Raw genomic sequence first — 26,584 nt, 5'->3', positions numbered from 1 at the left:
GCGGTGGCGGGCCGGGGCGTGCCGATGGGGAGGTCTCGCGATCCGGCCTGATCACCGCCATCCGGATCCCGCGTACGCGCGCGCCGATGCCCGGCCGCCCCCGGAGCGCCGGGCGAAGGCCGGGCACGGCCCGGAACGGCGGGTCAGGTCAGGCGGCGGGTGAGCACCACCCTCGTCCGGACGCACAGCCCGGCCAGCAGCGCGGTCAGCAGGGGCAGGCCGACCAGCACGCCCGCCACCACGAGCCAGGGCACGTCGACCACGAGGGTGACCAGGTCGGACGGCATGTCGTTCACCGTTCCGATCCCGGAGGCCCGGGTGCGGTAGAACCCGCTGAAGACGCTCGCCACCCCGGCGACCAGCCCGACGAACGTCCCCGCCCCCACCCCCAGGCCGGAGACGAACGCGGCCTGTCCGGCGACGAGAAGGCGCTGGACGCGGCCCGCCGCCCCCACCGCCGCCAGCGTGGCGCGGTCGGGACGGCCCTCCGCCACGGCCAGGCCGGTCGCCGCGAACGTGCCCCCGAGAACGAGGACCGACGCGCCGGCGGCGAAGGCGAGGAGCGTCGCCATGTCGTCGCCACGGAAACCCCGCTCGACCTCGGCGGTGGTGGTGGAGCTGACCTCCCGGACGGCGGCGTTCAGCCGCTCCTCCTGCTGCGGCGTCGTACTCACCGCGGCCGGATCGGCGACGAGGGTGTCGTGGCGGACGGCGAGGCCCAGCTCGGCCGCCAACGAGACGGGTAGTACCGCGGTCACCAGCGGCTCGCCCGGGGGCCGCCGGACGACGGCGGGCACCGAGTGCGTGACGCGTTTCGTGACCTCGGTCGTGAAGACCAGCTTCCCGTCGCGCAACACCCTCGGGTCGAACACCACCGCCTTGCCCGCGGCGAGAGCGGTCTCGGCGGCGGGATCGGGACCACGCAGGAAATAGCGGACCAGGTCGGCGCCGCCTATCGGCGGGGGGCGGAACAACGCGCGGGAGAGGAACACCCCGCAATCCCTCGCGCAGCCGGGCTGGACCACGAGGTTGACAGGTCGCGAGCCGGGCCCGGCGAACTTTCCCACCTCGATCAACGGCACTCCGGGCAGGGCGGAGGTGACGACTTTCTTGATCTCCCGCCAGACCGCGGGATTGGCCGCGTAGGAGGACACGACAGTGCTTCCCCCCACGTACTGGGGCATGTAGCGCTCCCGCGCCCGGGCGGTCTGGCTGGAAACCATCACCGCCACGGTGGCGAAGACGGCGGTCGCGACGAGCACCGCGGCCACGGCGGGGGCCGTGCGGCCACGGTTGCGCGCGGCGTCCCTGGCGGCCATCCGGAACGGCAGCGGCAGCCGCGCGGCCAGGCGCGCGGCGACGCCGACCAGCCACGGCGTCAGCAGGATCAGCCCGAGCTGCCCGAGCACCGCGCCCAGCAGCATGCTGATCGGCTGCCACGGCACGCGCTGATCCCACCGTTGCAGGAAGGTGGCGCCGAGAAGGATGACCGCCATCGCCACCGCCAGGAGCACCACTCCCAGCACCGGCAGGCCACGACGTTCCCTCGCCCGGCTCCGGCGACCGGCCAGCACCTCCGCCACGGCGGCCCGTGACGCCTGGACGGCGGGGACGACCGCCGCGAGCAGCGCGCTCACCACCCCCAGAAGCACGGCGAGCGCGACCAGGCCGGCGGGCACCTCCAGGGGGCCGCGGTGGACGAACGGCGCGGCGGCCGCGCCGATCCCGATCCCGCCCGCGGCTCCGAGCAGGGAGGCCGCGAGCCCGAGGGTGAGCCCGTCCGCGAGGACGACGCCGCGCAGGTGGCGGGGCGAGCCGCCCTGCGCGGTGATCAGCGCGAGTTCGCGCCGGCGTCGCCGGATGCCGACGGCGAACGCCGGTCCGGCCAGGAAGACGACCTCCAGCACGACGATGACCACGCCCAGGACGGCCATCACGACGTCCGACGTCCGCACCGACACGTGGGGGAACGGATCCTCCGGACCGTTCCCCGCGGAAGGCGGATCGTTGACCACCGCTCGCGAGAGGACCCTGACACCGTGCTGGTTGATCTCGCGAACCCGCTGCCAGGAGACCGGGGCGGAGGTATCGACGAGCCAGCTCGTACCGGCCTTCCCGGTGTCGTCGAGCGCGGTCCCCGGAGGCGCGACGATCTCGAGGCTTTCGGGCTCGCTCTGGGACTCGACGACGCCGACCACGGTGACGGCGGTGCTCGTACCGGTCAGGGTCAGGGTTCTCCCCTCCCGCAGCCCCAGCGCGGCGCCTGCCGCGACCTCCCCCGCCACCCGCGGCAGGCGCCCTGACCGGAGCGTGTACATGCCCGTGGTGATCGGGTCGTGCAGGTCGATCTCCCGGAGTTCGGCCTCCCGGTAGGCGCCGGCCGCCTCGTAGCCGGTCCAGAGGCCGCGCAGGGGGATCGCGCGACTGCCCGGCCCGAAGAGGGTGAGGACCTCCTGTTCGGTGAGGGCCCGCTGCTTGACGCCGCGGCCCGCCGCGTGGAAGATCTCGGCGCCGGCGCTCTGCCGCACCGGCCTGTCGAAGGCCGTACCCCGCACGTGCGCGTCGGCCGCGCCGATGTTCCAGTCCAGCCCTTCCCTGAGCGTGACGTCCCCGGTGGCCTGCCAGGTCAGGCCCGCCGTGAGCAGCAGGACCGGCAGGCCGATCATGACCATGATGAGCGCGCTGCGCCCCCTGGCCCGACCGATCTCCCGGCGGGAGAGGCGCAGGGCGGCGATGATCGCGCTCACGCGGCCGCCCCCGCCCGCCGCGGGCCCGTGAACGCGCCGCGCGTGTCCGGCCGCCCGCTCATCGGGCGCTCTCCAGGGGGGCGGCGGTGGAGTCGGCGATCTCGCCGTCGCGCAGGAAGACCACCCGGTCGGCCCAGGCGGCGTAGCGGGGTTCGTGGGTGACGAGCAGCACGGCGGCTCCCGCGTCGCAGCGGGTGCGCAGGAGCCGGAGGATGTCGTCGCCGGTCGGGGTGTCGAGCGCGCCGGTGGGCTCGTCGGCCAGGATCAGCCGCCGCTCCCCCACCAGCGCGCGGGCGATGGCGACCCGCTGCCGCTGGCCACCGGAGATCTCGTCGGGGAAGCGGCCGGCGACCTCGCCGAGGCCGACCTCGGCGAGCACCTCCATCGCCTCGCTGCGGGCGTTTTTGAAGGCGATCCCGTCCAGCTCGCGCGGGAGGGTCACGTTCTCCAGCGCGGTGAGCGAGGGGATCAGATTGAGGTCCTGGAAGACGTAGCCCACGTGCCTGCGCCGGAGCCCGGCCAGTTCCCCGGCCGGCAGGCTCGCCAGCGGCGTGCCCTCCACGACCACGGAGCCCGAGGTGGGCAGGTCGAGGCCCCCGGCGAGGTTGAGCAGGGTGGACTTGCCGGACCCCGAGGGGCCCATCACCGCGACGAGCTCTCCGGCGCCGACGTCGAGACTCACCCCGCGCAGCGCCGCCACGGTCCGGGGCCCGTCGCCGTGCGTGCGGGTCACGTCCGCGAGCCGGACGACCGGGTCGAAGGTCATCTGGGTCCCCCCGGTGTGCGGGTCCCTGGCTGTGGTTGTGGAAAAGATGTCAACTGTCCGTCTCCTGCGTCGGGGGATCGCGCGTCGGGAGATCACGCGCGTGAAGATTCTGTGTCCGGGACCTCTGCGTTCGGGTGTTCCGCGTCCGCGGGCCTCCGTGGCCGGGGGGAGGCCGTGAGCACGGCCTCGCAGTGGTCGAGCCAGCGTTGCTCGGCCTCGGCCTGGAAGATCATCGAGTCGAGCACCAGCCGCTGGGCGGGGCTCTCGGCGCTCGCGCGCCTGGCCTGGACGAACGCCTGCAGCGTGCGCATGGTCGCGGTGCGCTGGGCCTGGATGATCGGCCGCACGTCCGCGGCGGCGGTGACCGCCAGGGCGAGCTTGATGACCAGCTCGTCCCGGGGCCGGTCCGACTGGGCGACGGGGGTGCCGAACCATCGCCCCATCTCGGCCAGACCGGCCTCGGTGATCGAGTAGACGACCCGGCCCTGCTCGTCCTGCTCACCGGGGCTCACCAGGCCGTCGCGTTCCAGGCGGGAGAGCGTCGTGTAGACCTGGCCGATGTTGAGCGGCCAGGTCGCCCCTGTCGACGTCTCGAACTCGGCACGCAACTGGTAGCCGTAACGAGGCCCCTGACTCAGCAGGGCCAGGAGCCCCTGTCGGATCGCCATGGATACTGAGTATGCATACGCAGTATCCATGAGGCAAGAGATCTGCATATTCTGGACAGGTTCCGCCCCTGGGGCCGATACTCGGAGGATGAGCTCGACGCATCCCCCGGCCCGCGCCTCCGACGGGGACCGCGATCGCGCGATCAACGAGCTGCGTGACCGTGCCGTCGAGGGGCGCCTGTCGCACGACACCTTCCTCGGCCGCGTCGACATGGCCCTGCGTGCGCGCAACCAGGGCGAGCTCGACAACCTGGTCGCCGACCTGCCGCAACGTGGCCGGTTCCGCCGCATGGTCACCGAGGCCGTCGCCTCCGCCTCCGACTTCACCAAGCGTGTGGAGTCGGCCTGGCGACGCCCCAGGCTGCCCCGGCTCGCGTTGCCCGGTGACGGCAGGACCCGCTACGTGGTGGGCCGGGGCTCCGCCTGTGACCTGGTCCTCGCCGACCTGACCGTCTCCCGGGTGCACGCCGAGCTGCGCCGCGACGAGGAGGGCTGGGTCCTGGTCGATCTCGGCTCGCTGAACGGCACCCGGCTGAACGACTGGCGCCTGGTCGGCCCGGCCAAGGTCCGGCCGGGCGACGTCGTCTCCTTCGGGGACTGCGGCTTCCTGATGATCACACCCCAGATGCTCTGACCGGCCGCGCCCAGGCCGCCCCGGACCGCGCCACGGTCGCCTCGAACCGCGACACGATCACCTCGGACCGTGGCGCGGCCTCCGGGCGGGAACGGCCTCAGCCCTCCTGGGCCTCGACGGTGCCGACCGGGGTCTCGGCGGCGGCGCCCTGGGCCTCCTTGATCTTCGCCGCAGTCAGGGTGTAGCGCATGGTCAGCAGGATGCTGACTCCCATCAGGATCGCGGGCAGCAGCGTCGAGCCGTACAGAGCCGCCGTGGTCGCCGACTCGGGCTGCGCGACCGGCGTCGAGGGGTCGGACTCGACGAACCCGGTCGCGGCCAGCAGCCAGCCGAGCACGAGCGCGCCGAACGCGAAGACCACGGTCTCCGCGGCCGTCCAGAGCCCGGTGAACACCCCGGCCCGGCGCTTGCCGGTGACCAGGGCGTCGTGGACGATCACGTCGGAGAGCATCGAGAACTGCAGCAGCTGGAACCCCGCGTAGCCGACGCCGACGAGGAGCACGCACGCGTGCGCGTACGCCGAACCGAGCGGGCCGGAGAAGGCCATCCCGGCGGCGCCGGCCAGGAACAGCGCCGACGACAGGACCATCGCGCCGCGCTTGTCGTAGCGCTTGGACAGCCAGACCCAGAGCGGCATGGTGATCAGCAGCGGGCCGACGATGCCCAAAAAGAGCGTGGTGGTCGCCGTCGGGTCGCCCAGCGTGTAGGTGGCGAAGTACGGGGCGCCGGCCAGCATGACACCGGCCGCGAACATCTGGGCGCAGCTGAAGCCGAGCAGCACCATGAACGTCTTGTTCGAGCGGGCGGCGGCGAACTGGGCGGCGATCGACGGCTCCGCCTCGGCCCGCGCGATCACCGGGGCGCGGGCCGTGCCGAAGAAGGCGGCGAGCATCGACACCAGCAGCACGGCGCCGATGAGCAGCCCCATGGTCCGGTGGCCGGAGACGTCGGTGCCCGCGATCGCCGGCGCGCCGGCCCCGGAGAGCAGGATCCCCAGGCCGACGAAGACCATCTTCCACTGCAGGAGCGAGGAGCGCTCGTGGTAGTCGTCGGTCATCTCCGCCGGCATCGCCTTGTACGGAACCTCGTAGAAGGCGTAGGCCGTCGCGGTGAGGAAGTAGAAGAAGGCGACGTACAGGGCGGCCTGGACACCGGTGAGCGGGGGACCCGCGAAGGTGAGGGCGAACGTCACCGGCAGGGTGACCGCACCCAGGAGCATCCAGGGGCGGCGGGCGCCGAAGCGGGAGACCGTCCGGTCGGAGCGCTGGCCCACCCAGGGGTTGATGAACATGTCCCAGAGCTTGGGCAGGAAGACCACGACGCCGGCGATCCAGGCGGGAACCGCGAGCACGTTCGTCATGTAGAAGAGCAGCAGCAGTCCGGGGACCGTGGAGAAGGTGGCGGTGCAGACGGAGCCGATACCGTAGCCGACGCGCACGCCGCGCGACACGGTGACGACGGCGGGGGAGGGCGCCGGGGAGACCATGCCACATTCAATCGCAGCGAGTGGGCGCCCGGTAGGTCCCGAGGAGGGGCGGCCCGCGAAAGGCGAGAATATTTCGGCTCCACCCGGCCGGGGGTGCCGGGCGACGGGACCGCCGTCCGTCCCGCGCGATCCGGCGGCAGGCCCTCCATCCACGTGGCATACATCCAGCTCAGGCTGCCCATAAACGGAAATATCGGGATTAAGCGGGCTGAAGCGCGACCCGGGCACCATCGACCCCCGACGCCTCTGCCGCCACTCTGGTTTACCTGGGACCCACAGTTAATGTCCGGAATTTGCTGACAAGAGCGATCCGTCCCCGACAGAATGCGGAGTCCATCCAGCGCCTAACCAACTGGAGGAACCGACATGCGCAGACCGCTAGGGGCACTTCTCTGCCTCGGGAGCCTGGCGGCCCTCAGCACGCCGATCGCCACGGCTCACGCCGCGGCCGCTCCCCAGGCCGAGTGCCGTGTGTACGCCGCCAAGCCGTACGTCAACGCCGCCGGACGGATCCAGGCCTCCGCCGCGCGGCTGGGCTGCGACGACACCGCCCTGGTCCGCATCCGCATCAAGCGCGCCGTCCCCGGAACCGACCCGATCGTCAAGAGCGCGTCCCGGCAGGGGACCAACGGACGGGTGACGGTGAAGCTGCGCTGTGCCCCCGGCGTCTACTACGCCGTCGTCACCGACTACCGGGGCAACAACGGCCGTTCCAAGCCCGTCAGGCTCGGCTGCTCCCCCAGCACCCCGACCCCCACCCCGACCGGCACCACCAAGCCGACTCCGGCGCCGACCCCCTCGGCCAGCACCACCCCCACCCCGGCTCCCAGCTCGGCGCCGGGCTCCTCCCTGTCCGAGGAGGTGGTGCGCCTGACCAACGTCGAGCGGCAGAAGAACGGTTGCGGCCCGCTCGTCTCCGACCCGCAGCTGCGCTCGGCCGCGCAGGGCCACTCGGACGACATGGCGGCCAAGAACTACTTCAGCCACACCTCGCAGGACGGCCGCGACATGACCGACCGGATCAAGGCGAGCGGGTTCAGCCCGATGCGGGCCTGGGCCGAGAACATCGCGATGGGCCAGCGCACCCCGGCCGAGGTGGTCACCGCCTGGATGAACAGCTCCGGCCACCGGGCCAACATCGTGAACTGCGCCTACACCCACCTCGGGGTGGGCGTGGCCAACAGCTCCCGGGGCATCTACTGGACCCAGAACTTCGCCAGGCACTAGGCACCCCGGGCCGCCGGTCCCCCACCGGCACCCGGAAGGCACCTGACGGAAAACGGCCCGTGCCCCCCGCGACGTGAACTCGTCGCGGGGGGCACGGGCCGTTGCTCTCCCCGAGCGCGGCCACCTGACCCCGGTGACCTGAACGCCGCGAATCGAGCGCTGTGAATCCGAGCGCTGTGAGACCGGGCGCCGTTACTTGAGCCAGCTCATCATCGGGCGGAGCTTGGCACCGGTCTTCTCGATCGGGTGCTCGGCGATCTCCTCGCGGTAGGCGGTGAACTTCTTCTGGCCGCCGTCGAACTCCTCCACCAGCTCCTTGGCGAACTCGCCGGACTGGATCTCGGCGAGGATGCGCTGCATCTCCTTCTTCGTCTCCGGCGTCACGATGCGCGGGCCGCGGGAGTAGCCGCCGTACTCGGCGGTGTCGGAGACCGACCAGTACATCTTCGAGATGCCGCCCTCGTACATCAGGTCGACGATCAGCTTCATCTCGTGCAGGCACTCGAAGTAGGCGACCTCGGGCTGGTAGCCCGCCTCGATCAGGGTCTCGAAACCGACCTTGATCAGCTCGGACACGCCGCCGCACAGCACGGCCTGCTCACCGAACAGGTCGGTCTCGGTCTCCTCCTTGAAGGTCGTCTTCAGCGCGCCGGCGCGGGTGCCGCCGATGCCCTTGGCGTACGACAGCGCGAGCTCCAGGGCGTTTCCGCTGGCGTCCTTCTCCACCGCGACGAGACACGGCACGCCGCGACCCGCCGTGTACTGGCGGCGCACGAGGTGGCCGGGGCCCTTGGGAGCGACCATGGCCACGTCCACGCCCTCGGGAGCCTCGATGAGGCCGTAGCGGATGTTGAGGCCGTGCCCGAAGAAGAGCGCGTCGCCCTCGACCAGGTTCGGGGCCACGTGGTCGGCGTACAGGTGGCGCTGGATGTGGTCCGGCGCGAGGATCATGGTCAGGTCGGCCTCTTCGACGGCCTCCGAGGGGGTGAGCACGCGCAGGCCGTCGGCCTCCGCCTTCTCCCGGCTCTTGGAACCCTCGGGCAGACCCACCCGGACGTCCACGCCGGAGTCGCGCAGCGAGAGCGCGTGGGCGTGGCCCTGGCTGCCGTATCCCAGAACGGCGACGTGCCGGCCCTGGATGATCGACAGGTCGGCCTGGTCGTCGTAGAAGATCTCAGTCACTTGCTTAACCTTTCGGGTTTCTCGTACGCGTTACGCGGTCCGGTCCAGGGCCCGGAGAGAACGGTCGGTGATGGAACGGGCTCCGCGGCCGATGGCCACCATGCCCGACTGGACAAGCTCCTTGATGCCGAACGGCTCCAGGACCTTGATGAAGGCCTGCAGCTTGTCCGGCGTGCCGGTGACCTCGATGGTCACCGCGTCCGAGGAGACGTCGACGCAGCGTGCCCGGAACAGGTTGACCAGCTCCAGCACGCTGGACCGGTTCTCCGCGTCGGCCCGCACCTTGATCAGGGTGAGCTCGCGCTGCACCGACTGCGCCGGGTCGAGCTCCACGATCTTCAGCACGTTGACGAGCTTGTTGAGCTGCTTGGTGACCTGCTCCAGCGGCAGGTCGGCGACGTTGACCACGATGGTCATCCTGGAGATGTCCGCGTGCTCGGTCGGCCCGACCGCCAGCGAGTCGATGTTGAACCCCCTGCGGCTGAACAGTGACGCGACGCGCGCGAGCACGCCCGGCTTGTTCTCCACCAGCACGGAGAGCGTGTGCCTGCTCATGCCTAGTCCTCGCTGTCCCAGACGGGCGCCATGTCGCGCGCGAACTTGATCTCGTCGTTGCTGGTCCCGGCGGCGACCATCGGCCACACCATGGCGTCCTGGTGCACCACGAAGTCGATGACCACCGGCACGTCGTTGATCTCCATGGCCTTCTTGATCGTCGCGTCCACGTCCTCCGGGCGCTCGCACCGCAGCCCCACGCAACCGTACGCCTCGGCGAGCTTGACGAAGTCGGGGATCCGGCGGACCGTCTGCAGGTCGGTGTTGGAGTAACGCTGGTTGTAGAACAGCGTCTGCCACTGCCTGACCATGCCCAGGTTACCGTTGTTGATGATCGCGACCTTGATCGGCACGCCCTCGATGGTGCAGGTGGCGAGCTCCTGGTTGGTCATCTGGAAGCAGCCGTCGCCGTCGATGGCCCAGACCGTGGTGTCGGGGCGGCCCATCTTGGCGCCCATCGCCGCAGGCAGGGCGAAGCCCATCGTGCCCGCGCCGCCGGAGTTGATGAACGTGCCGGGGTTCTCGTAACCGATGAACTGCGCGGCCCACATCTGGTGCTGGCCGACGCCCGCGGTGTAGATCGCGTCCGGGCCGACGAGCGCGCCCAGCCGCTCCATGACGTACTGCGGGGCGAGGGAGCCGTCCTCGAACTCGGTGTAGCCCAGCGGGTAGGTCGCCCTGTAGGCGTTGAGCGCCGTCCACCAGTCGGCGTAGTCGCCCTTGCGCTCCTCGTTGCGCACCACGCTGATCAGGTCGGAGAGGACCTCCTTGCAGTCGCCCACGATCGGGACGTCCGCGTGCCGGTTCTTGGAGATCTCCGCCGGGTCGATGTCCGCGTGGACGACCTTCGCGTGCGGCGCGAAGGTGGACAGCTGGCCGGTGACGCGGTCGTCGAAACGGACGCCGAGCCCGATGATCAGATCGGACCTCTGCAGCGCGCCGACCGCCGACACCGAGCCGTGCATGCCGGGCATGCCCATGTGCTGCGGGTGGCTGTCGGGGAAGGTGCCCCGAGCCATCAGCGTGGTGACCACCGGGATGCCGGTCAGCTCGGCGAACTCCAGCAGCTGCGCCGACGCCCCCGCCCGGTGCACGCCGCCGCCCACGTAGAGGACGGGCCGCCTGGCCTCGACGATCAGCTTCGCCGCCTCGCGGATCTGCTTGGAGTGCGGCCGGGTCACCGGCCGGTAGCCCGGCAGCTGCATGACCACCGGCCACTCGAACGTCATCTTCGCCTGGAGCGCGTCCTTGGCGATGTCGACCAGCACCGGCCCCGGACGCCCCGTCGAGGCGATGTGGAAGGCCTCCACGATCGTCCTGGGAATGTCGTTCGGGTCGGTGACCAGGAAGTTGTGCTTCGTGATCGGCATGGTGATGCCGGAGATGTCGGCTTCCTGGAAGGCGTCCGTGCCGATGGCGTTGCTGGCCACCTGGCCGGTGATCGCGACCATCGGGACCGAATCCATGTACGCGTCGGCGATCGGGGTGACCAGGTTGGTCGCGCCGGGACCGCTGGTCGCCATGCAGACCCCGACCCTGCCGGTGGCCTGCGCGTAGCCCTGGGCCGCGTGACCCGCGCCCTGCTCGTGCCGTACAAGCACGTGCCGGACCTTGACCGAGTCGTAGAGCGGATCGTAGGCGGGGAGAATCGCGCCGCCCGGGATCCCGAACACGGTGTCGACCCCGACGTGCTCCAGCGCCCTCACGAGGGCCTGGGCTCCTGTCATCTGTTCGGTCATCGGCTCGTTCCTTGTGGCTGAGCATGCGTAATGGCATAAAAAATGCCCCATTCCGCCTGGTCGGCGGAGCTGGGGCGGCGCGCAGGTCGTAGTGCTTCGGCTATCGGCCCGCGCGCCGGCGAAGTACTACGAGAATCCCACGGTGAAGCTGCATGGCTCCACCATGGCCGACGCGGCACCCCCGCGTCAAATTCATGGGACACATATCTCAGAGTCCGAGATGCGAGGTCACGCGGGAGTGCCGAGGCTGGAGAGGCTGGTGCGCATCAGCGAGTCGACGCCGCGCGCGGCCATCGGGCGCGCCACCAGGAACCCCTGACCGCGGGTGCAGCCCATCTCGCGCAGCAGTTCCAGCTGCTCGGGCCGCTCGATGCCCTCGGCGACGACGATCAGCCCCAGGTCGTGACCGAGCCGCACGATCGTGCGGGTCAGCAGGGTCAGCGTCTCGTCACGGCCGAGCCCCGACACGAAGGACGGGTCGATTTTGATCATGTCGACCGGAAGCTGCCGCAGGAACGCCAGCGAGGCGTAACCGGTGCCGAAGTCGTCGATGGCGAGCCGGACCCCGAGGGCGCGCAGCTCGGAGAGCCGGGTGATGGTCTCCTCCGCGTCCTCGACCAGCATCTCCTCGATGACCTCCAGGGTCAGCGCGCTGGGCGGCAGCCCGCTCTCGACCAGGGCCGCCTCGACGGTCTCCACGAAGCGCGGCGCCATGATCTGCCGGGCCGACAGGTTGAGCGAGAGCCCGATCTCCCAGGCGGAGGCGCGCCAGGCGGCCACCTCCCGGCAGGACTCGCGCAGGATCCACTCGCTCAGCGGGACGATCAGGCCGGTGTCCTCGGCCGGGCCGAGGAACTGCTCCGGCGGGACGAACTCGCCGCCCCGGCACCAGCGCACCAGCGCCTCGACGGCGGTGACGCGCGAGGTGGCCAGGTCGACCACCGGCTGGTACTCGATCGCGAACTGGTTCTCCAGCAGGGCCCGCTGCAGGTCGGCGGCGAGCTCCAGGCGCCGCACCACGTCGGCGTGCATGTGCGCGGCGAACACCTCGACCCGGCGCCCGCCCAGCTCCTTCGCCCTGGCCATCGCCACGTCCGCGTTGCGGATCAGGTCGGCGGAGGAGACGTCGTCGGCGGCGAAGGCCACCCCGACGCTCGCGGTCAGCGCGATGTCGCGGTCGGCCACCCGGAACGGCTCGGACGAGACCGTGCGGACCAGCCGCTCGGCCAGGTCGACCGCCGTCTGGGCGTCGACCGGCGCCTCCAGCAGCACCGCGAACTCGTCACCGCCCCAGCGCGCGAGGGTGTCGTCGGTCCGTACGGCGGCGCGCAGCCTGCGGGCCGCCTGGCCGAGCAGGTAGTCGCCGCTGGCGTGACCCACCGAGTCGTTCACCGCGGTGAAGCCGTCCAGGTCCAGGAAGACCACCGCGACGTTGCACGTGCCCGGACGGGCCAGCACCTCCCGGGTGCGCTCCTCGAAGTAGGCCCGGTTGGGCAGGCCGGTGATGCCGTCGTGGAAGGTGAGGTGGGCGACCTGGCTGCGCAGGGCCTCCTGGTCGCTGATGTCGCGGGTGGTGACGAGCAGCAGGTCCTCGCCGCGCACGTGCCGGGTGGCCACCGACTCGGCCGGCCGCCAGGTCCCGTCGGAGGCCCGGACCCGGCAGGCGACCATGCACGCGCCCGGCCCCTCCTCGGCCTCCTCCTCCAGGCTCATCGCGCTCAGCGCCGCCTGGATTCCCGGCACGTCCTCGGGATGGATGTAATCGAAGATCCTCCCGCCGACCAGGTCGTCGGGGCGGTAGCCGTACGTGATCTCGACGCCCTCGCCGATCTGCCGCACCACGCCGTCGTAGTCGCACAGCATGACCACGTCCCCGGCGCTCTCGGCGAGGTCGTGCAGCTGCCGCTCGCCGAGATGGAGCAGGCTCCGCAGCCGCCCGGTCTCCAGCAGCGTCACGAACAGGCGTACCAGCAGGACGGCGACGATCGACGCGCACACCGAGGCCAGGACCGCCGGCGGGCCGTGCACCCCGCCGCTGATCACGCGGAGGAGCACCACGACGGTGGCCACGCCGACGAGGAACAGCGGCACGGCCGCGATCAGCGACGACGTGCTCTCGCGGACGGACGGCTCGTCGTCCGCGGGCTCGGGCGGCCGGGTCGCGGGCCCGCTCCACGGGACCGCGGCGAGCACCAGGAACGCGGCGGGGGCGAGCCACACCCAGGTCAGGGACGGCGTGTCTCCGCTCACCCGGGCGAGCGCGGTGATCGTCTCAGAGGTCGCGACGGTGGCGAGCACGGCCAGCGCGGCCAGGCCGACCGGCCAGGCCGACCGCCGGATCGGCACCACCGCGGGGCCCACGACGCAGGCGAGGATCAGGCAGAACAGCGGCGAGGCGAAGCTGACCGCGGCGTCGCCCGCGTCACCGGCGTCGCCGTAGACCGGGCCCACCAGCGACACCCAGAGGATCACCAGGATGGCGGCGGCGCACACGTAGGAGTCGGCGAGGTCGCGCAGCAGGGCGTGCCCGCGCGCGGGCCTGGCCGCCGACAGCGCGGTGCCGACCGCGATCATGGCCGTACCGGCCAGGAGCACCAGGTCGGCGAAGGTCACCACGAAGGGCGCGCCGTCCGCGATCGGCCGCACCCCCACCCCGGCCAGCCAGGTGAGCGAACCCCCGGCCAGCCAGCGCCAGGCCAGCGCCCTGCGCCGGTCGATCACCTTGGAGGCGGCGGTGAACAGCGAGCCCGCGGCGGCCGCGGCGGTGACGACGCCCGCCACCGCCTCGACGACCACTGCGGGAGCGCCGCTGACCAGAGCGGCAACGAGCCCCACCACGCCTATGGCGGCGGCGGTCAGCGGTACCCGGGGGTCACGCCAGCGGATCAATGTCGTCTGCCCATCAGTGTCGTTTGGTGTGTCTCGTCGATGTGTTTCGCTTTCGCAGCATCCCTTGCTCGCCGCACTCGCGCTGCCGGCGTGAGCGCGTCGTCCTTCGTCCTCGGCGCTCGCACCGGCACAGGGCCAGTGTGTGCCGTCCGGTCCGCGCGAGGGGCGACAACGCCGTAGTCGTCACCGATCTGATAACCGCGCGAGCCACGGAGATCACTTTTAACCGACGGTACGCACCGCAGGTCACGAGGCAGCCACGGTCCGGATTCCTTTGCCGGTCAGTACGAACCCGTGATCACATTTTTGAGCGGCTCGCCCGCGAGGTAGCGCAGCAGCTGGGAGCGGAGCAGCTTCAGCGTGCGCCGTACCGAGGCCGGATTGCTGCCCGCGACGTGCGGGGTGATGAGAACTCCCGGCGCCGTCCACAGCGGGTGGTCCGCGGGCAGGGGTTCGGGGGCGGTGACGTCGAGCGCGGCGAGGATCCGGCCGCCCCGCAACTCGGCGACGAGCGCGTCCGTGTCGACCACCGGGCCCCTGGCCGCGTTCACCAGGAGGGCGCCGTCCTTCATCGCGGCCAGGAACCCGGCGTCCACCATCCCGGTGGTCTCGGGTGTCGAGGGGACGAGCAGCACCACCACGTCCGCCCCGGGCAGCAGGCCGGGCAGCTCGTCCAGGCCGTGCACACCCGGCCTGGCGGTCCTGGCCACCCGGACGACGTCGACCTCGAAACCGTCGAGCCGCCGTTCCAGCGCCTCGCCGATCGAGCCGTAGCCGACGACCAGGACCGTGGAGTCGGCCAGCACCCCGGTGTGGTGATAGGTCCACTCGCCCCGGAGCTGGGCACGGACGAACCCGGGGAACTCCCGGAGCACGGAGATCATCGCTCCCACCACCCACTCGGCGGTGCCCGCGTCGTGCACGCCCCTGGCGTTGCACAACGTCACCCCCTCCCGCAGGTGCGGCCGGTAGGCGTCGACTCCCGCCGTGACGGTCTGCAGCAGCCGCAGGCCGGTCATCCGGGCGAGCAGCCCGGGGAGGTCCGCCACCGGCATCAGCGGCGGGATCCACACCTCGGCCTCGTGCGCGCCCTCGGGCACCGGCTCCGTGCCGTCGTAGACGACGCACTCCACTTCCGGGAGGTCGCACAGGACATCGGCCGCGGCTTTGGAAGGGACCCAGATCTTCATGGACGCATTATCCAGCCGCACACCCGCGCCGCCGCCCCGCCGGCCACTCCGGAGAGCGGGTGGAGGAAAGGAGAGGCGTGGTGAGGAGCAGGCGCGGCCCCGCTATTCGGGCACGCACTTCAGGTTGAGCTCGGGGCGGTAGACCGTGGTCTTCTTGACCCGCTTGATCTCCTTGCCGTCCTGCTTGAAGACGCGCCAGACGTCGATCGTGAAACCGTTCTGGCCGACCATCTCGATGCAGTCGGGACCGCTGTCGGTCTCGTCCTTGAACGGGGTGATGTCGTATCTCTCGGACGAGATCGACTCGATCTCGTAGCGCTTGGTGCTCCAGAAGGCGACGGTCACCCCGGTGTCGCTGGTGGAGGTCTTCACCAGCACGCCGTACGGCGAGTCGTTCTTCCAGCGGAAGTCGGGCTCGGGCCAGGAGACCGTGGACTCGCGCCCGGCCGGGTAGCGGGAGATGTAGAACTCGTGCGCCACGTGCTGGACGTCCTCGAGACCGCCGAAGAACACCGCGTTGTACATGGTGGTGACGAACTGGGAGATGCCACCGCCGACCGAGTCGACCAGCCTGCCGCCCTGGATCATGGGGGCGGGGACGAAGCCGCGGGCCGTGTCACGCTGGCCGATGACGCCGTTGAGCGAGAAGGTCTCGCCCGGCTTCACCAGGTAGCCGTCCAGGAGCCTGGCGATCGTCCTGATGTTGGTGACCCGGGGCACGCAGCACGCGTAGGGCGTGGTGAACTGGCTGATCCGCTCCTTGATGCCGAGCTTGCGCGCCTCGGCGTCGGACATCCGCGGCTTGACGGTGGTCAGGAGCACCGGGATCGTCCGGTCGCCGTCACCGGCGATCATCTCGACCACGTCGGAGGCGAGCCGCTCGTCGTTGATGCCCTTCCCCCTGCGGCCGGGCACCAGCTTCGGCTTTCCCCCGACGATCTGGAACGTGGGGTCGCGCGGGGCCAGGACCGGGTCGACGAGGTCGCCCTCCACGGAGGCGACCGCGCTCCTGGCGTCGAACTCCGGCTCCATGCCGCCGGAACCGTCCGGCTTGAAGGACAGGTGGGCGGCGAGGGTCTCCACCGGCAGCTGGGCCTGCTTGCCGGCGAAGGTCAGCGTGACCGGCCCTGAAAGGGCCTTGCCGGCGTCGGCCGCGGCCTTTTCGACCGCCTCCCGCCCGGCCATCGGTTTGATCACCGAGACCGGCAGGCGGACCTCCTTCGACGGGCCGAGGAAGGCGTTCGTGATCGCGGTGATCGCGGCCTCCCGCTCCAGCTCCCTGCCGTCGCGGGGCGTCACGACGACGGGCTTGACGCCCTCGAACGTGACCGAACCCTCGCGGACCTTGAGGTCGATCTTCCTGGCCAGGCTCGCGACCGCGGTCCGCATGCTCTCGGAGTCGGCGGAGACCTTGGGCTCCAGCTCGGTGGTGCCGGTGAAGGCCCGCCAGACCTGGGAGGGGCTGGGGAAGTCGCTGGGCGCCTGGTTGATGGTGGCGACCACGTCGAACTCCAGCCCCGCCTTGCCGGGGTCGAGGTCGTAGCGCTTGCCCGCGGCCAGGAGGGTCATCTCCCCGGAGGCCTCGCCCGCCAGGCGGTCCCTGAGCTTGTCGGCCGCCTCGGTCGCGGTCAGGCCGCCGATGTCGATGCCCCGCACCGTGGTGCCCGGCAGCATCCTGCCGGACATGATGACCGCGGGCACCGCGTAGGCGAGCCCGACGACGAACAGCACGGTGAGGACGATCAGGAAGAACCTGCGGGCCCCGCGGCGGCGCGGGGGCGGCTCCTCGTAGCGGAGCCCGCCGGGTTGCGGGAACCCTCCGTCGCCGCCGCGGACGAGCGTGGGCTCGTCACGCTGGAAGGGGCGTTCCGGCGGGGAGGCCATCTGCCAGGGCTGCGGGGGCCGGGGGGCGGGGGGGAGCGTCGTCCCGCGGGCCGGTGCGGCGGGGCCTCCTGGACCGGGAGATGCTCCGGCCCCGGTGGGGCCGAAGATGTCGGGTGAGACCCCCGGCGGAAGGCCGGGGCCGCCCTGGGAACGGGCTCCCTGCACGCCGGGAGGGAGCCGCGGGTCGCGGGCGCCCGGCGGGACGGGGCCCGAGGGAAGAGGCATTGCCTCAAAGGGGTCCGGTGGCGGGTTCACAGACGCTCCGGCGTTCCGCACGGCCTCCGCATCCTCCTGCTTCGCAGCTTCCACCTCCGGCAACCTTAAACCACATTGGTCAACCGCCGTCCCAAAAGGAGTAACAAATCAGCCTGTCCAGCGGTAACGGTGTTCCGGCCTTCCCGCGGTGCCGTACCTCGGGCGGAGTTCCGCCTGGCCCGCCGCGCACAGGTGTTCCAGGTACCGGCGGGCGCTGACCCTGGAGAGACCGGTGATCGTCGCCGCCTCGGCCGCGGACAGGTCGCCGCCGCTCTCCCTGAGCGCCGCGGCGACCAGGGAACACGTGGTGCCGGACAGCCCTTTGGGAAGCGGCGGCGGCACCCCCCTGACCGCGCCGAAGAGCCGGTCGATCTCGTCCTGGCGGGCCTCGTCCCCGAGGGTGGCGAGCTGCCTGCGGATCTCGGCGTACTGTTCGAGGCGCTCGGCCAGGGCGCGGGCGGTGAAGGGTTTGATCAGGTAGTTGACCGCGCCGCCGCGCATCGCCGCCCGGACCGTGGCCACGTCCCGCGCGGCGGTGATCACCAGGATGTCCACGGGGTGCACGGCCTCCCTGAGCTTCGCGAGGACGTCGAGTCCCGACATGTCCGGCAGGTAGATGTCGAGCAGGACCAGGTCGGGCCTGCGCACCGCGGCCGACGCGATCGCGGCGCCCCCGGTGTGGACGACGTCGGCGACCGTGAAGCCGGGCGTCCTGGCGACGTAGCCGCCGTGGATCCTGGCCACCATGAAGTCGTCGTCCACGACCAGGACGCGGATCTCCCCCGTGTGCCCGTTCCCGGTCAACTCGGCACCTTCCGTTCGGCGGATCCCCCGGCGGGGGGCGGCGCGGGTTCACCGGTGCGGGACGGGCCGGTGCGGGACGGATCGGTGCGGGACGGATCGGTGCGGGACGGATCGGTGCGGGACGGGGAAGGCTCTCCGGCGGGCGGGACCGAGGGCTCGCCGGTGGGCAGGAGCGCGGTGAAGACGGCTCCGCCCGCGTTGTGCACCCGCACCCAGCCGCCCCGGCGCGCGCACGCCTGGCGGGTCAGGGCCAGGCCCAGGCCGCGCGGCCCGGCGTGGGCGGCCTTGGTGGTGAAGCCCTCCCTGAACACCTCGTGGACCAGGCCCGGGGTGATTCCCGGACCGGAGTCGCCGACCCGGACGCGCAGGCCGTCCGCCTCGGTACGGACCGAGACCTCCACCGTTCCCCCGGTCTCCTGCAGCGCGTCGAGGGCGTTGGCGACCAGGTTGCCGACGACCAGGACCGCGTCGTGCGGGTCTCCGAGCATGCCCGCCTCCACCCGGGAGTCGTCGGACAGCACCAGGGTCGCGCCCCGCTCGGCCGCCTCTGCCGACTTGGCCAGCAGCAGCGCGGCCAGCGTCGGGTCGGCGACCTTCTCCCTGATGCCCGAGGCGTGCCTGCTGTAGGCCTCGGTGGTCTGGGTGATGTAGCTGACGGCCGTCTCGTGCTCGCCGAGTTCCAGCAGGCCGACCACCGTGTGCATCCGGTTGGCGAACTCGTGGGCCTGCGCGCGCAGCGCTCCGGTCGTGGTGCTGGCCTGGTCGAGCTCGCGTGCCAGCCGCACCAGCTCGGTACGGTCCCGCAGGGTGACCACCCAGCCGCTCTGCCGTTCCCGTACCGCCACCGGGGTCCGGTTGAGCACCAGCACCCGGTCGCGGTGGAGCACCACCCGGTCGTCGCCGGGGTCCACGCCGTCCAGCACGTCCCGCATCCGGTCGGACAGGGGCATCTCCCGCAGGCTCCGGCCGACGTCGTGCTGGGAGAGTCCGAGCAGGTCGCGTGCCGCGTCGTTGACCAGCGTCACCCGTCCCTGGAGGTCGAGGGCGAGCACCCCCTCCTTGACGCCGTGCAGCACGCCCTCGCGCTGTTCGAGCAGGGCCGCGATCTCCCCCGGTTCCAGGCCGAACGTCTGGCGGCGTACCCGCCGGGCGATCAGCGCGGCGGCGGCCGACCCGGCGACGAGGACCGCGAGGACCGTCCACAGCAGCGGCGGGAGCGCCTCGCCGAGCTGGTCGGCGACGGTCCCCTCCAGGATCCCGACCGAGGCCAGGCCGATGACCTGCCCCGAGGCGTCGAAGATCGGGGCCTTGCCGCGCACCGAGCGGCCGAGGGTGCCCGTCTGGATGCCGGTCCAGTGCCGCCCGTTCGTCATCACCTCCGAGCCGTCGGTGGACAGCCTCTTGCCGATCAGGGCCGCGTTGGGGTGGGCGTAACGGATCTGGTCGCGATTCGCGATCACCACGTAGTCGGCGCCGGTGGCCGCCTGCACCCCGAGCGCGATCGGCTGCAGGCTCAGCTCGGGCCGGGGCCGGCCGAACGCCTCACGCACCTGGGGAAGCCCCGCCACCGACTCGGCGATCGCCAGGGCGCGCTGCTGGTACTGGCGGTCCAGCAAAACGCGGGTGTGTTCCATCCAGACGCCCGCCGTACCGCCGACCGCGAGGAACACGATCACGGTCTGTAACGCGAAAAGCTGGGTGCCGAGCGAGGCGTTGAGTAAGCGTCGCACGAGTCAACTCCCTGGTCAGGGCCTCGATGAAAGCAGTCTGAGGTAACGGCGAGGTCGCGAGGAGGTGTGACCAATATGACCGATACGACGGCAACCACGCAAAGGATCGACAGGGCGGCCTCCTGAGGTCACGATCCTCACCACGCTTTCTTCACGTTTGTTTGGAGCTGACCATGCGTCTTCGGAGACTGGCCGCCCTCGCGGTGCTGTCCCTCGCCGCCCTCACCGCCTGCGGTTCCGGCGGCGGCTCAGGTACGAGCGCGCTGAGAATCATGGCGCCGGCCTCACCGGGAGGCGGCTGGGACCAGACCTCCCGCGTCGCCGGGGAGGCGCTCAAGGCCGCCGAGCCGTCCCGCAAGGTCGAGGTCTACAACGTGCCCGGCGCGGGCGGCACCATCGGCCTGGCCCAGCTCGCGGGCGAGAAGGGCAACGGCGACCTGTTGATGACCATGGGCCTGGTCATGGTCGGCGCGGTCGAGCAGAACAAGTCGAAGGTCACCCTGGCCGACACCACGCCGATCGCGAAGCTCACCGAGGAGTACGAGATCGTCGTGGTTCCCGCGGGATCGCCGTACCGGACGCTGGGCGACCTGGTGACGGCGTGGAAGGCGGACCCGACGAAGATCGCCATCGCGGGCGGCTCCGCCGGGGGCACCGACCACATCGTGGCGGGCCTGATGGCCAAGGCCGCGGGCATCGATCCCAAGCAGGTCAACTACATCGCCCACTCCGGCGGCGGCGAGGCGCTCAACGCGCTGCTCGGCGAGAAGGTCGCGATGGGGATCTCCGGCATCGGCGAGTTCGCCGAGCACGTGAAGTCCGGCAAGCTGCGCGCCCTCGGCGTCAGCTCTCCCGAGCGGCTCGGCAACGTGGACGCCCCCACCATCAAGGAGGCGGGCCTGGACGTGGAGCTGGCCAACTGGCGGGGGTTCGTCGCGCCCGGCGGGCTGGACGACGAGGAGAAGAAGGCCCTCACCGACCTGGTCACCAAGATGCACGACTCCCCGGCGTGGAAGGACGCGGTGATGAAGAACGGCTGGACCGACGTCTTCCAGACCGGGCAGCCGTTCGCCGACTTCCTCGCGACGGAGCAGACCAAGGTCAAGGCCGTCATCGCGGAGATGGGCCTCGTCTCCTGATGTCCCCCGTAGAAGACCCGTCCGGTCCCACCGGCACCGGTGCGGGCCCCGAGGCCGAGACCGGGTGGTCGTGGCGGCGGCCGGAGCTGGGGCTGGCGGTGCTGGTCCTCGCGCTGGGCGCGTTCGTGATCGCCGGCACCGCCGACGTGACCGCCGCCGGCTCCGCCCTCGGTCTCGGGCCCCGGTTCTTCCCGGCCCTGGTCGGGGGCGCGATGCTGCTGATCGGGCTGTTCTACGTGGTCGACGTGCTCAGGGGAGGCCACGGCGACCCCGAGGACGCCGAGGACGCCGAGGACATCGACTCCGGCGCGCGGGCCGACTGGCGGACGGTCGCGCTGGTCAGCGTGATCTTCCTCGCCTTCGCCGGACTGCTCGACCTGCTCGGCTGGGTCATCGCGGGCGCGCTGCTCTTCTTCGGCCTGTCCGTGACGCTCGGGGCGGCCCACCGGCTGCGCGCGGGCGTCATCGCGATCGTGCTGTCCACTCTCACCTACCTGGTGTTCGTCAGGGGCCTCGGCGTGACGCTGCCGGCCGGGCTGCTGTCCGGGGTGATCTGAGTGGAGTCCTTCCAGCTGTTGATGGACGGCTTCGCGACCGCCCTCACCCCGGTCAACCTGCTCTACGCGCTGGTGGGCGTCACGCTGGGCACGCTGGTGGGCGTGCTGCCCGGCATCGGCCCGGCCATGACCGTGGCGCTGCTGCTGCCGATCACGTTCACCGTCCCCCCGGCGAGCGCGTTCATCATGTTCGCGGGCATCTACTACGGCGGCATGTACGGCGGGTCGACCACCTCGATCCTGCTCAACACGCCCGGCGAGAGCTCCTCGATGATCACCGCGCTCGAGGGCAACAAGATGGCCAAACGCGGCCGGGCCGCCCAGGCGCTGGCGACGGCCGCGATCGGCTCGTTCGTCGCGGGCACCATCGCCACCGGGCTGCTGGTCGTCGCGGCGCCCCTGGTGGTGGACTTCGCGATCTCCTTCGGTCCCGAGGACTACTTCGCGCTGGCCGTCCTGGCCTTCACCGCGGTGTCGTCGGTGCTGTCCCGCTCCGTCGTACGGGGGCTGGCCTCGCTGGGTCTCGGCCTGGTCGTCGGGCTGGTCGGCATCGACCAGCAGACCGGGCAGGCCAGGCTGACCCTGGGCATCCCGCAACTGCTCGACGGCATCGACGTGGTGATCGTCGCGGTCGGGCTGTTCGCCCTGGGCGAGGTGCTCTACGTCGCCTCGCGGCTGCGGCACGGCCGGCCCGAGGTGGTCCCGGTCGGCCGGGCGTTCCTCGGCCGCTCCGACTGGTCGCGTTCCTGGCGGCCGTGGCTGCGCGGCACCGCGCTCGGCTTCCCTTTCGGCGCCCTGCCCGGCGGCGGAGCGGAGGTCCCCACGTTCCTGTCGTACTCGATCGAGAAGCGCCTGGCGCGCGGGATCGCCCGCGAGGAGTACGGCAAGGGCGCCATCGAGGGGGTCGCCGGTCCCGAGGCCGCCAACAACGCCTCGGCGGCGGGCACGCTCGTCCCGCTGCTCACGCTGGGCCTGCCCACCTCGGCGACGGCCGCGATCCTGCTGGCGGCCTTCCAGCAGTACGGGCTGCAGCCGGGCCCGCAGCTGTTCGACCACAACCCGGCGCTGGTCTGGGGCATGATCGCCTCGCTGTTCGTGGGCAACACCATGCTGCTGGTGCTCAACCTGCCGCTGGCCCCGCTCTGGGCCCGGGTGCTGCGGATCCCCCGGCCCTACCTCTACTCGGGGATCGTGCTGTTCGCGGCGCTCGGCGTCTACGCGCTGAACTCCTCCTGGGTGGAGCTGGTCATCCTCTACATCCTGGGCCTGCTCGGTTTCGCGATGCGCCGCTTCGGCCTGCCGGTGGCCCCGGCGGTGATCGGCCTGATCCTGGGCCCGATGGCCGAGATCCAGCTCCGCCGGGCCCTGGCCATCGGCGCGGGCGACGTGACGGTGCTGGTCAAGAGCCCGATCGCGGCGACGTTGCTGGTCGTCTCGCTCCTGGCGCTGTGCACGCCCCTCATCAGGAAGGCGGCCGCCCGTCGTCGCGGCGCCTGACCGGAACCTGGCCGTACCCGGATGCACCCGGATGCACCCGGACGCACCCGGACGCACCCGGACGCGGCACCCGCGGGCACGGACGGATGTCCGTGCCCGTTTCCGTTTCCTCCCGCTGTTCCCTCGCCACCGCTTCGCCGCCGTTTCCTCGCACGGACGTACGCCGCCGGGAATCTCCGGGCCCTTCAGGAGGTGAACGAGGCCAGCAGGTCGTCCAGCCCCGCCTTGACGCGCTCGACCGTCACCCCGCGATCGCGCAGGCGGTGGGCGAGCAGCGGCGCGGCCAGCGGGACATCACGACCAACCTCGTCCCGCCCGGTTCGACCGACACCGAGTTGGCCCTCTCCTCCTCGTGAGCGAGGGGATTCCCACGGTCGCCCGTGAGGGTTCCTGCTTCGTCGCCGGTCGCCCGCCAGAGAGGACTCTCCGTGAGGTCTCACACCGGCTCCACAGGCGTTTTACCTCTCCGCCAGCCCGGCGGCGAGGATATTCTTCGCCAGCGTGAGCCGACCATCCCGGTAGGTGAACGCCGAGCGGGTGTACTCGGCGCTGAGCCGCGACTTCTTGCGGGACTTGAACGTCGGGTACTTCGCGCGCTTGGCGAAGAAGTTCGCGAACGCCGCCTGCAGGTGCCGCAGCGCCTGCTGCAACGGCACCGACGACCCGACATCGCCGCCACCGTCGCGCAACTGGCGGGAGAGCGCGGCACCCGCCCGGCTGGCCTGCCTGGCGCTCATCCTGATCGGCGTCATCGGCCTCAAGCTCCTGGACGGGTGACACGACACCGGAGCCTCATGACAGGAACGCGGCATCGGGGCCTCACGACAGGAAACGGCCGCCCGGCCGTGGGGAGCCGGGCGGCCGGGCTCATCCCGGAAGAAGGCTATTCCTGGAGGGTGTCGACGGCCGGGCCGTTGAATTTCCAGCCGTCCTCCGTGGCCAGATAGCTGCACGAAACCCATCCCGTGGTGCCCGAGGGCAGCCCCGAGGCCGACCTGCCGCCCAGCCGGAACCTGCACCAACCGCCCGACGAGCCGAGAAGCTGCCCGTAATCGCCGTAGTAGAGGTAGCCGATGACCGTCGACCCTCCGGCACTCGACCGCAGGCGCACCCCGTCGGCGATGATCACCGCGTCCACGGCGGAGACCGCCGACATGGCGGAAGCGCCGTTCACCGGAGTCGCCTGAGCGGGGACGGCCGCGACGGCCGTTCCCGCGGCGGCCGTCAACGTCACGGCGGCGAATGCCAGGAACCTTTTCATTGGACGCTCTTCCGATCGTGAGGTCAGGTCATGTCGGAGTGAAAGGCGAGACTGCAGTGATTACTGTGCAAGGCACCAAGAATTTCGTCAATACCTATTCATATTCAGAAATGGGAATTACCACATAAAAAAGGCCACTCCGATGCCGGAATTCATGCGACCGATAAGGACTTCCGGCCTCCGCCACCCGGCCGGAGGCGCCCGAATTCCCCGGCGATCCCGTAATGCGACCGGCGCGATCTCCCGGGCCCGGCACCGGACGATTCCGGCGGTCGCGGCCACGGTCGCCTCGGACACGGGCGATTCCGGCGTCACGACCATGGTCGCCTCGGACGCGGAAGACGCCGGCGGACGACCGCCGACGCGGGCGGCGATCCGCGCCGAGGCGGGGACGACATGCCCGTACCACGCCCCCCCAGCAGGCCTTTCCCTCCAGGACGGGTGCCACGAAGCCACCCATACAATGCGTCTATACATAGTGTACGGTCTGCGTGTACGACGTCATCGGCCGAGGCCGCCTCCGGCGCGCACCACCTCTGCGCGGGCGATCGTGCCACCGGGACGGAGCCGCCGCGGCCGTTCCCCCATGCCGTACCACCGGACGCGCAGGGCGGCCACGTTCTCTCCGGCATGGGCCACCGAACAAGGAGATCTCTTGCAGAAAATCGCGAACCGCGCCACGTTCCTTCTCGTGCACGGAGGCCATCACGGACCGTGGAGCTGGGAGAGGCTGCAGGGCGTGCTGGACGAGAGAGGCTGGCCGAGCCGCACGGTGAGCCTGCCCAGCGCCGTCCGGAACGAGCCCGGCGCCGAGCCGCTCCCCGGCATGTACGACGACGCCGAGGTCATTCGGAAGGCACTTGACGACATCACCGGACCGGTGATCGTCGTGGCTCATTCGTACGGTGGTGTACCGGCCACCGAGGCCGTCGCCGGGGCGGCCAACGTCGCGCACATCGTTTACGTGGCCGCTTACATGCTGGACGTCGGGGAAGGCATGTTCCAGACGCACGGAGTCCCCGTTCCGGAGTCTCTGGCCGGCCTGCGGCCCGCGGAGAATCCCGATCTCAACCTGCCCGCAGCCTTCTACGACGGCGATGCGACGAACCCGGAGACCGCCGAGGCGATTTCCCGTCTGGTGCCGCAGACCGTGCGCGCCGACTTCGAGGTGGTGACACGGGCCGGCTGGCGCACGACGCCGAACAGCTATGTCATCCCGGAAAAAGATGTCTCCATCACCGGAGGTGTCGCGGAGCAAATGGCGGCGTGCGCCGAAACCGTCTACCGCTGCCCGGGACATCACGCGCCGTTCTATTCGAACCCCAGGGAATTCGCCGACATCCTTGTGGACGTCGCCACGCGGTCGTCCTCGGCCGGGTAGGCCGTCCACCCGCGACCGGCCGGCACGGGCGCCGAGGCGACGTCGCAGGCCATGGCGCCCGCCGGGACGCGACCCATGCCGGCCCCGGTGGCCCGGCCCTAGTATGTGGTCATGACCTCTGTGACTCGTAGGCGCAAGGACGGTGCCGAGCGACCGGCTCCCGCCGAAGCGCAACTACTGGCCGCGGTCGAGCGGCTCCTCAAAAGGGGAGAGGTCTTCACTGAAATCAGCGTGCGACAGATCATCGAGGAGGCGGGCCTGTCACGCGCCACCTTCTACGCGCATTTTCGGGACAAGTCCCAGCTGCTCATCCGGCTTTCGGACACGCTGAGGGGCAGCCTGGTGGGATTGGCCAGGAAATGGGATCCGAGTGCGGGAGAGGACGGCGCGGCCAGATACGCGAAATTCTTCGAGGAGGTCATCGCGATACACCGGGAGAATTTCGCGACACTGTCCGCGTTGAGAGAACTGGCCACCTACGACCCGACCGTACGTGACTTCTACTCCGCCGATCTCGAGGAATTCGACGAGGCCGTTCACAGAACACTCGTCGACGAACAGGAGTCGGGCTCGACGCCTGCCGACCTGGACGCCGTGGCGGCGAGCCGGGTGATCGTCTGGGGGGGCGCGCAGGCGATCGCCCGGCACATCAGCGTGGACGACGGAAGTGGTGACGCGGCCTTCGCACGCGAGCTCGGCAAGATCTGGTGGCACGGCGCCTATCGCCGCCCCGGCGAACAGCCCGCCGCGAACTGACCGTGCGGGAGGCGGGCGCGCTCCGGTCGCCGGCACGCACCATCCCGCACCACGGCACACTCACCACCGCCGCCTGTCCCACCGGCGGCCCGAGCCTCACCGCCCGCTGCCCCCCGGCGGCCCGAGCCTCACCGCCTGCCTGCCCCCCCGGCGGCCACGACGCCCGATCCCGCGCGTCACAAGCAGGGCACAAGTGGTCCACAAGTGATCATTCCTAGATTCCTCCCTATGACCGGG

21 protein-coding genes and 1 pseudogene are annotated in these 26,584 nt (G+C 71.1%); 7 read left to right on the top strand and 15 right to left on the bottom strand.

All coding sequences use genetic code 11. The features are described from left to right. Window positions 1–143: 143 nt before the first annotated feature. The 3 genes from ACTOQ3_RS18265 to ACTOQ3_RS18255 all read right to left on the bottom strand — a co-directional run bounded on the left by ACTOQ3_RS18265 (window position 144) and on the right by ACTOQ3_RS18255 (window position 4,181). The gene (locus ACTOQ3_RS18265) at window positions 144–2,747 is read right to left on the bottom strand and encodes an FtsX-like permease family protein (protein ID WP_440084578.1); all 2,604 of its coding nucleotides are present in this window, start codon (window positions 2,745–2,747) and stop codon (window positions 144–146) included. Window positions 2,748–2,805: 58 nt separating this feature from the next. After that, the gene (locus ACTOQ3_RS18260; protein WP_440084577.1) at window positions 2,806–3,513 is read right to left on the bottom strand and encodes an ABC transporter ATP-binding protein; all 708 of its coding nucleotides are present in this window, start codon (window positions 3,511–3,513) and stop codon (window positions 2,806–2,808) included. Between the two features lie 92 nt (window positions 3,514–3,605). Continuing rightward, window positions 3,606–4,181 (bottom strand): PadR family transcriptional regulator, encoded by a 576-nt coding sequence (locus tag ACTOQ3_RS18255; protein WP_440084576.1) that lies wholly within the window; start codon window positions 4,179–4,181, stop codon window positions 3,606–3,608. A gap of 88 nt (window positions 4,182–4,269) precedes the next feature. Between ACTOQ3_RS18255 and ACTOQ3_RS18250 the strand changes: the two genes are divergently transcribed. Continuing rightward, the gene (locus ACTOQ3_RS18250; RefSeq protein WP_362693750.1) at window positions 4,270–4,815 is read left to right on the top strand and encodes a DUF1707 and FHA domain-containing protein; all 546 of its coding nucleotides are present in this window, start codon (window positions 4,270–4,272) and stop codon (window positions 4,813–4,815) included. 97 nt (window positions 4,816–4,912) lie between these two features. Here ACTOQ3_RS18250 and ACTOQ3_RS18245 read toward each other — a convergent pair whose 3' ends face one another. Further along, window positions 4,913–6,301, bottom strand: coding sequence for an MFS transporter (locus ACTOQ3_RS18245; protein WP_440084575.1), 1,389 nt, complete (start codon window positions 6,299–6,301; stop codon window positions 4,913–4,915). Window positions 6,302–6,667: 366 nt separating this feature from the next. On the opposite strand from ACTOQ3_RS18245, the gene ACTOQ3_RS18240 reads away from it, so the two are divergent. Then, window positions 6,668–7,528 carry a CAP domain-containing protein gene (locus ACTOQ3_RS18240; protein WP_440084574.1) on the top strand — a complete coding sequence of 287 codons (861 nt, stop codon included), beginning with the start codon at window positions 6,668–6,670 and terminating at the stop codon, window positions 7,526–7,528. A gap of 192 nt (window positions 7,529–7,720) precedes the next feature. On the opposite strand, the gene ilvC is transcribed toward ACTOQ3_RS18240, so the two are convergent. From ilvC to ACTOQ3_RS18200, 8 genes are all read right to left on the bottom strand, one after another. After that, the gene (gene ilvC / locus ACTOQ3_RS18235; protein ID WP_362693893.1) at window positions 7,721–8,701 is read right to left on the bottom strand and encodes a ketol-acid reductoisomerase; all 981 of its coding nucleotides are present in this window, start codon (window positions 8,699–8,701) and stop codon (window positions 7,721–7,723) included. A 39-nt stretch (window positions 8,702–8,740) separates the two neighbouring features. Then, window positions 8,741–9,265 (bottom strand): acetolactate synthase small subunit, encoded by a 525-nt coding sequence (gene ilvN / locus ACTOQ3_RS18230; RefSeq protein ID WP_362693759.1) that lies wholly within the window; start codon window positions 9,263–9,265, stop codon window positions 8,741–8,743. A 2-nt stretch (window positions 9,266–9,267) separates the two neighbouring features. Then, window positions 9,268–11,055 (bottom strand): acetolactate synthase large subunit, encoded by a 1,788-nt coding sequence (locus tag ACTOQ3_RS18225; RefSeq protein ID WP_440084573.1) that lies wholly within the window; start codon window positions 11,053–11,055, stop codon window positions 9,268–9,270. Between the two features lie 177 nt (window positions 11,056–11,232). Beyond that, entirely contained in the window at window positions 11,233–13,893 is a 2,661-nt protein-coding gene (locus tag ACTOQ3_RS18220; protein ID WP_440084572.1) for a putative bifunctional diguanylate cyclase/phosphodiesterase, read from the bottom strand. Window positions 13,894–14,174: 281 nt separating this feature from the next. Beyond that, window positions 14,175–15,083 carry a 2-hydroxyacid dehydrogenase gene (locus ACTOQ3_RS18215; RefSeq protein WP_440069111.1) on the bottom strand — a complete coding sequence of 303 codons (909 nt, stop codon included), beginning with the start codon at window positions 15,081–15,083 and terminating at the stop codon, window positions 14,175–14,177. Between the two features lie 102 nt (window positions 15,084–15,185). After that, window positions 15,186–16,967 carry a VanW family protein gene (locus tag ACTOQ3_RS18210; RefSeq protein WP_440084571.1) on the bottom strand — a complete coding sequence of 594 codons (1,782 nt, stop codon included), beginning with the start codon at window positions 16,965–16,967 and terminating at the stop codon, window positions 15,186–15,188. Between the two features lie 363 nt (window positions 16,968–17,330). Further along, window positions 17,331–18,026: a response regulator gene (locus tag ACTOQ3_RS18205; protein ID WP_440084570.1), complete on the bottom strand. Its 696-nt coding sequence runs from the start codon at window positions 18,024–18,026 to the stop codon at window positions 17,331–17,333. After that, window positions 18,023–19,756: an ATP-binding protein gene (locus tag ACTOQ3_RS18200; protein ID WP_440084569.1), complete on the bottom strand. Its 1,734-nt coding sequence runs from the start codon at window positions 19,754–19,756 to the stop codon at window positions 18,023–18,025. The genes ACTOQ3_RS18205 and ACTOQ3_RS18200 overlap by 4 nt, the downstream gene beginning before the upstream one ends. Window positions 19,757–19,929: 173 nt before the next feature. On the opposite strand from ACTOQ3_RS18200, the gene ACTOQ3_RS18195 reads away from it, so the two are divergent. From ACTOQ3_RS18195 to ACTOQ3_RS18185, 3 genes are read left to right on the top strand one after another with little or no spacing between them, the layout of a single operon-like run. Further along, complete coding sequence (locus ACTOQ3_RS18195) at window positions 19,930–20,895, top strand: tripartite tricarboxylate transporter substrate binding protein (protein WP_440084568.1); 966 nt, start codon at window positions 19,930–19,932, stop codon at window positions 20,893–20,895. Next, window positions 20,895–21,452 carry a tripartite tricarboxylate transporter TctB family protein gene (locus ACTOQ3_RS18190; protein ID WP_440084567.1) on the top strand — a complete coding sequence of 186 codons (558 nt, stop codon included), beginning with the start codon at window positions 20,895–20,897 and terminating at the stop codon, window positions 21,450–21,452. Before ACTOQ3_RS18195 ends, ACTOQ3_RS18190 begins: the two co-directional genes overlap by 1 nt. After that, window positions 21,453–22,949, top strand: coding sequence for a tripartite tricarboxylate transporter permease (locus ACTOQ3_RS18185; protein WP_440084566.1), 1,497 nt, complete (start codon window positions 21,453–21,455; stop codon window positions 22,947–22,949). 491 nt (window positions 22,950–23,440) lie between these two features. Here ACTOQ3_RS18185 and ACTOQ3_RS18180 read toward each other — a convergent pair. The 3 genes and pseudogenes from ACTOQ3_RS18180 to ACTOQ3_RS18170 all read right to left on the bottom strand — a co-directional run. After that, window positions 23,441–23,611: pseudogene (locus tag ACTOQ3_RS18180) on the bottom strand (RNA-guided endonuclease TnpB family protein); the annotation flags it as partial. Between the two features lie 221 nt (window positions 23,612–23,832). Then, window positions 23,833–24,210, bottom strand: a complete 378-nt coding sequence (locus ACTOQ3_RS18175) for an SH3 domain-containing protein (protein ID WP_440084565.1) — start codon at window positions 24,208–24,210, stop codon at window positions 23,833–23,835. Window positions 24,211–24,711: 501 nt separating this feature from the next. Beyond that, window positions 24,712–24,849, bottom strand: a complete 138-nt coding sequence (locus ACTOQ3_RS18170) for a hypothetical protein (protein WP_440084564.1) — start codon at window positions 24,847–24,849, stop codon at window positions 24,712–24,714. A 16-nt stretch (window positions 24,850–24,865) separates the two neighbouring features. Between ACTOQ3_RS18170 and ACTOQ3_RS18165 the strand changes: the two genes are divergently transcribed. Next, window positions 24,866–25,591, top strand: coding sequence for an alpha/beta hydrolase (locus ACTOQ3_RS18165; protein WP_440084563.1), 726 nt, complete (start codon window positions 24,866–24,868; stop codon window positions 25,589–25,591). A 111-nt stretch (window positions 25,592–25,702) separates the two neighbouring features. After that, window positions 25,703–26,347 (top strand): TetR/AcrR family transcriptional regulator, encoded by a 645-nt coding sequence (locus ACTOQ3_RS18160; protein ID WP_440084643.1) that lies wholly within the window; start codon window positions 25,703–25,705, stop codon window positions 26,345–26,347. The last annotated feature ends 237 nt before the right edge of the window (window positions 26,348–26,584 follow it).

The organism is Streptosporangium sp. LJ11 (genome assembly GCF_051918945.1).
Lineage (GTDB): Bacteria > Actinomycetota > Actinomycetes > Streptosporangiales > Streptosporangiaceae > Streptosporangium.
This window is presented reverse-complemented; position numbering and strand designations above follow the sequence as displayed.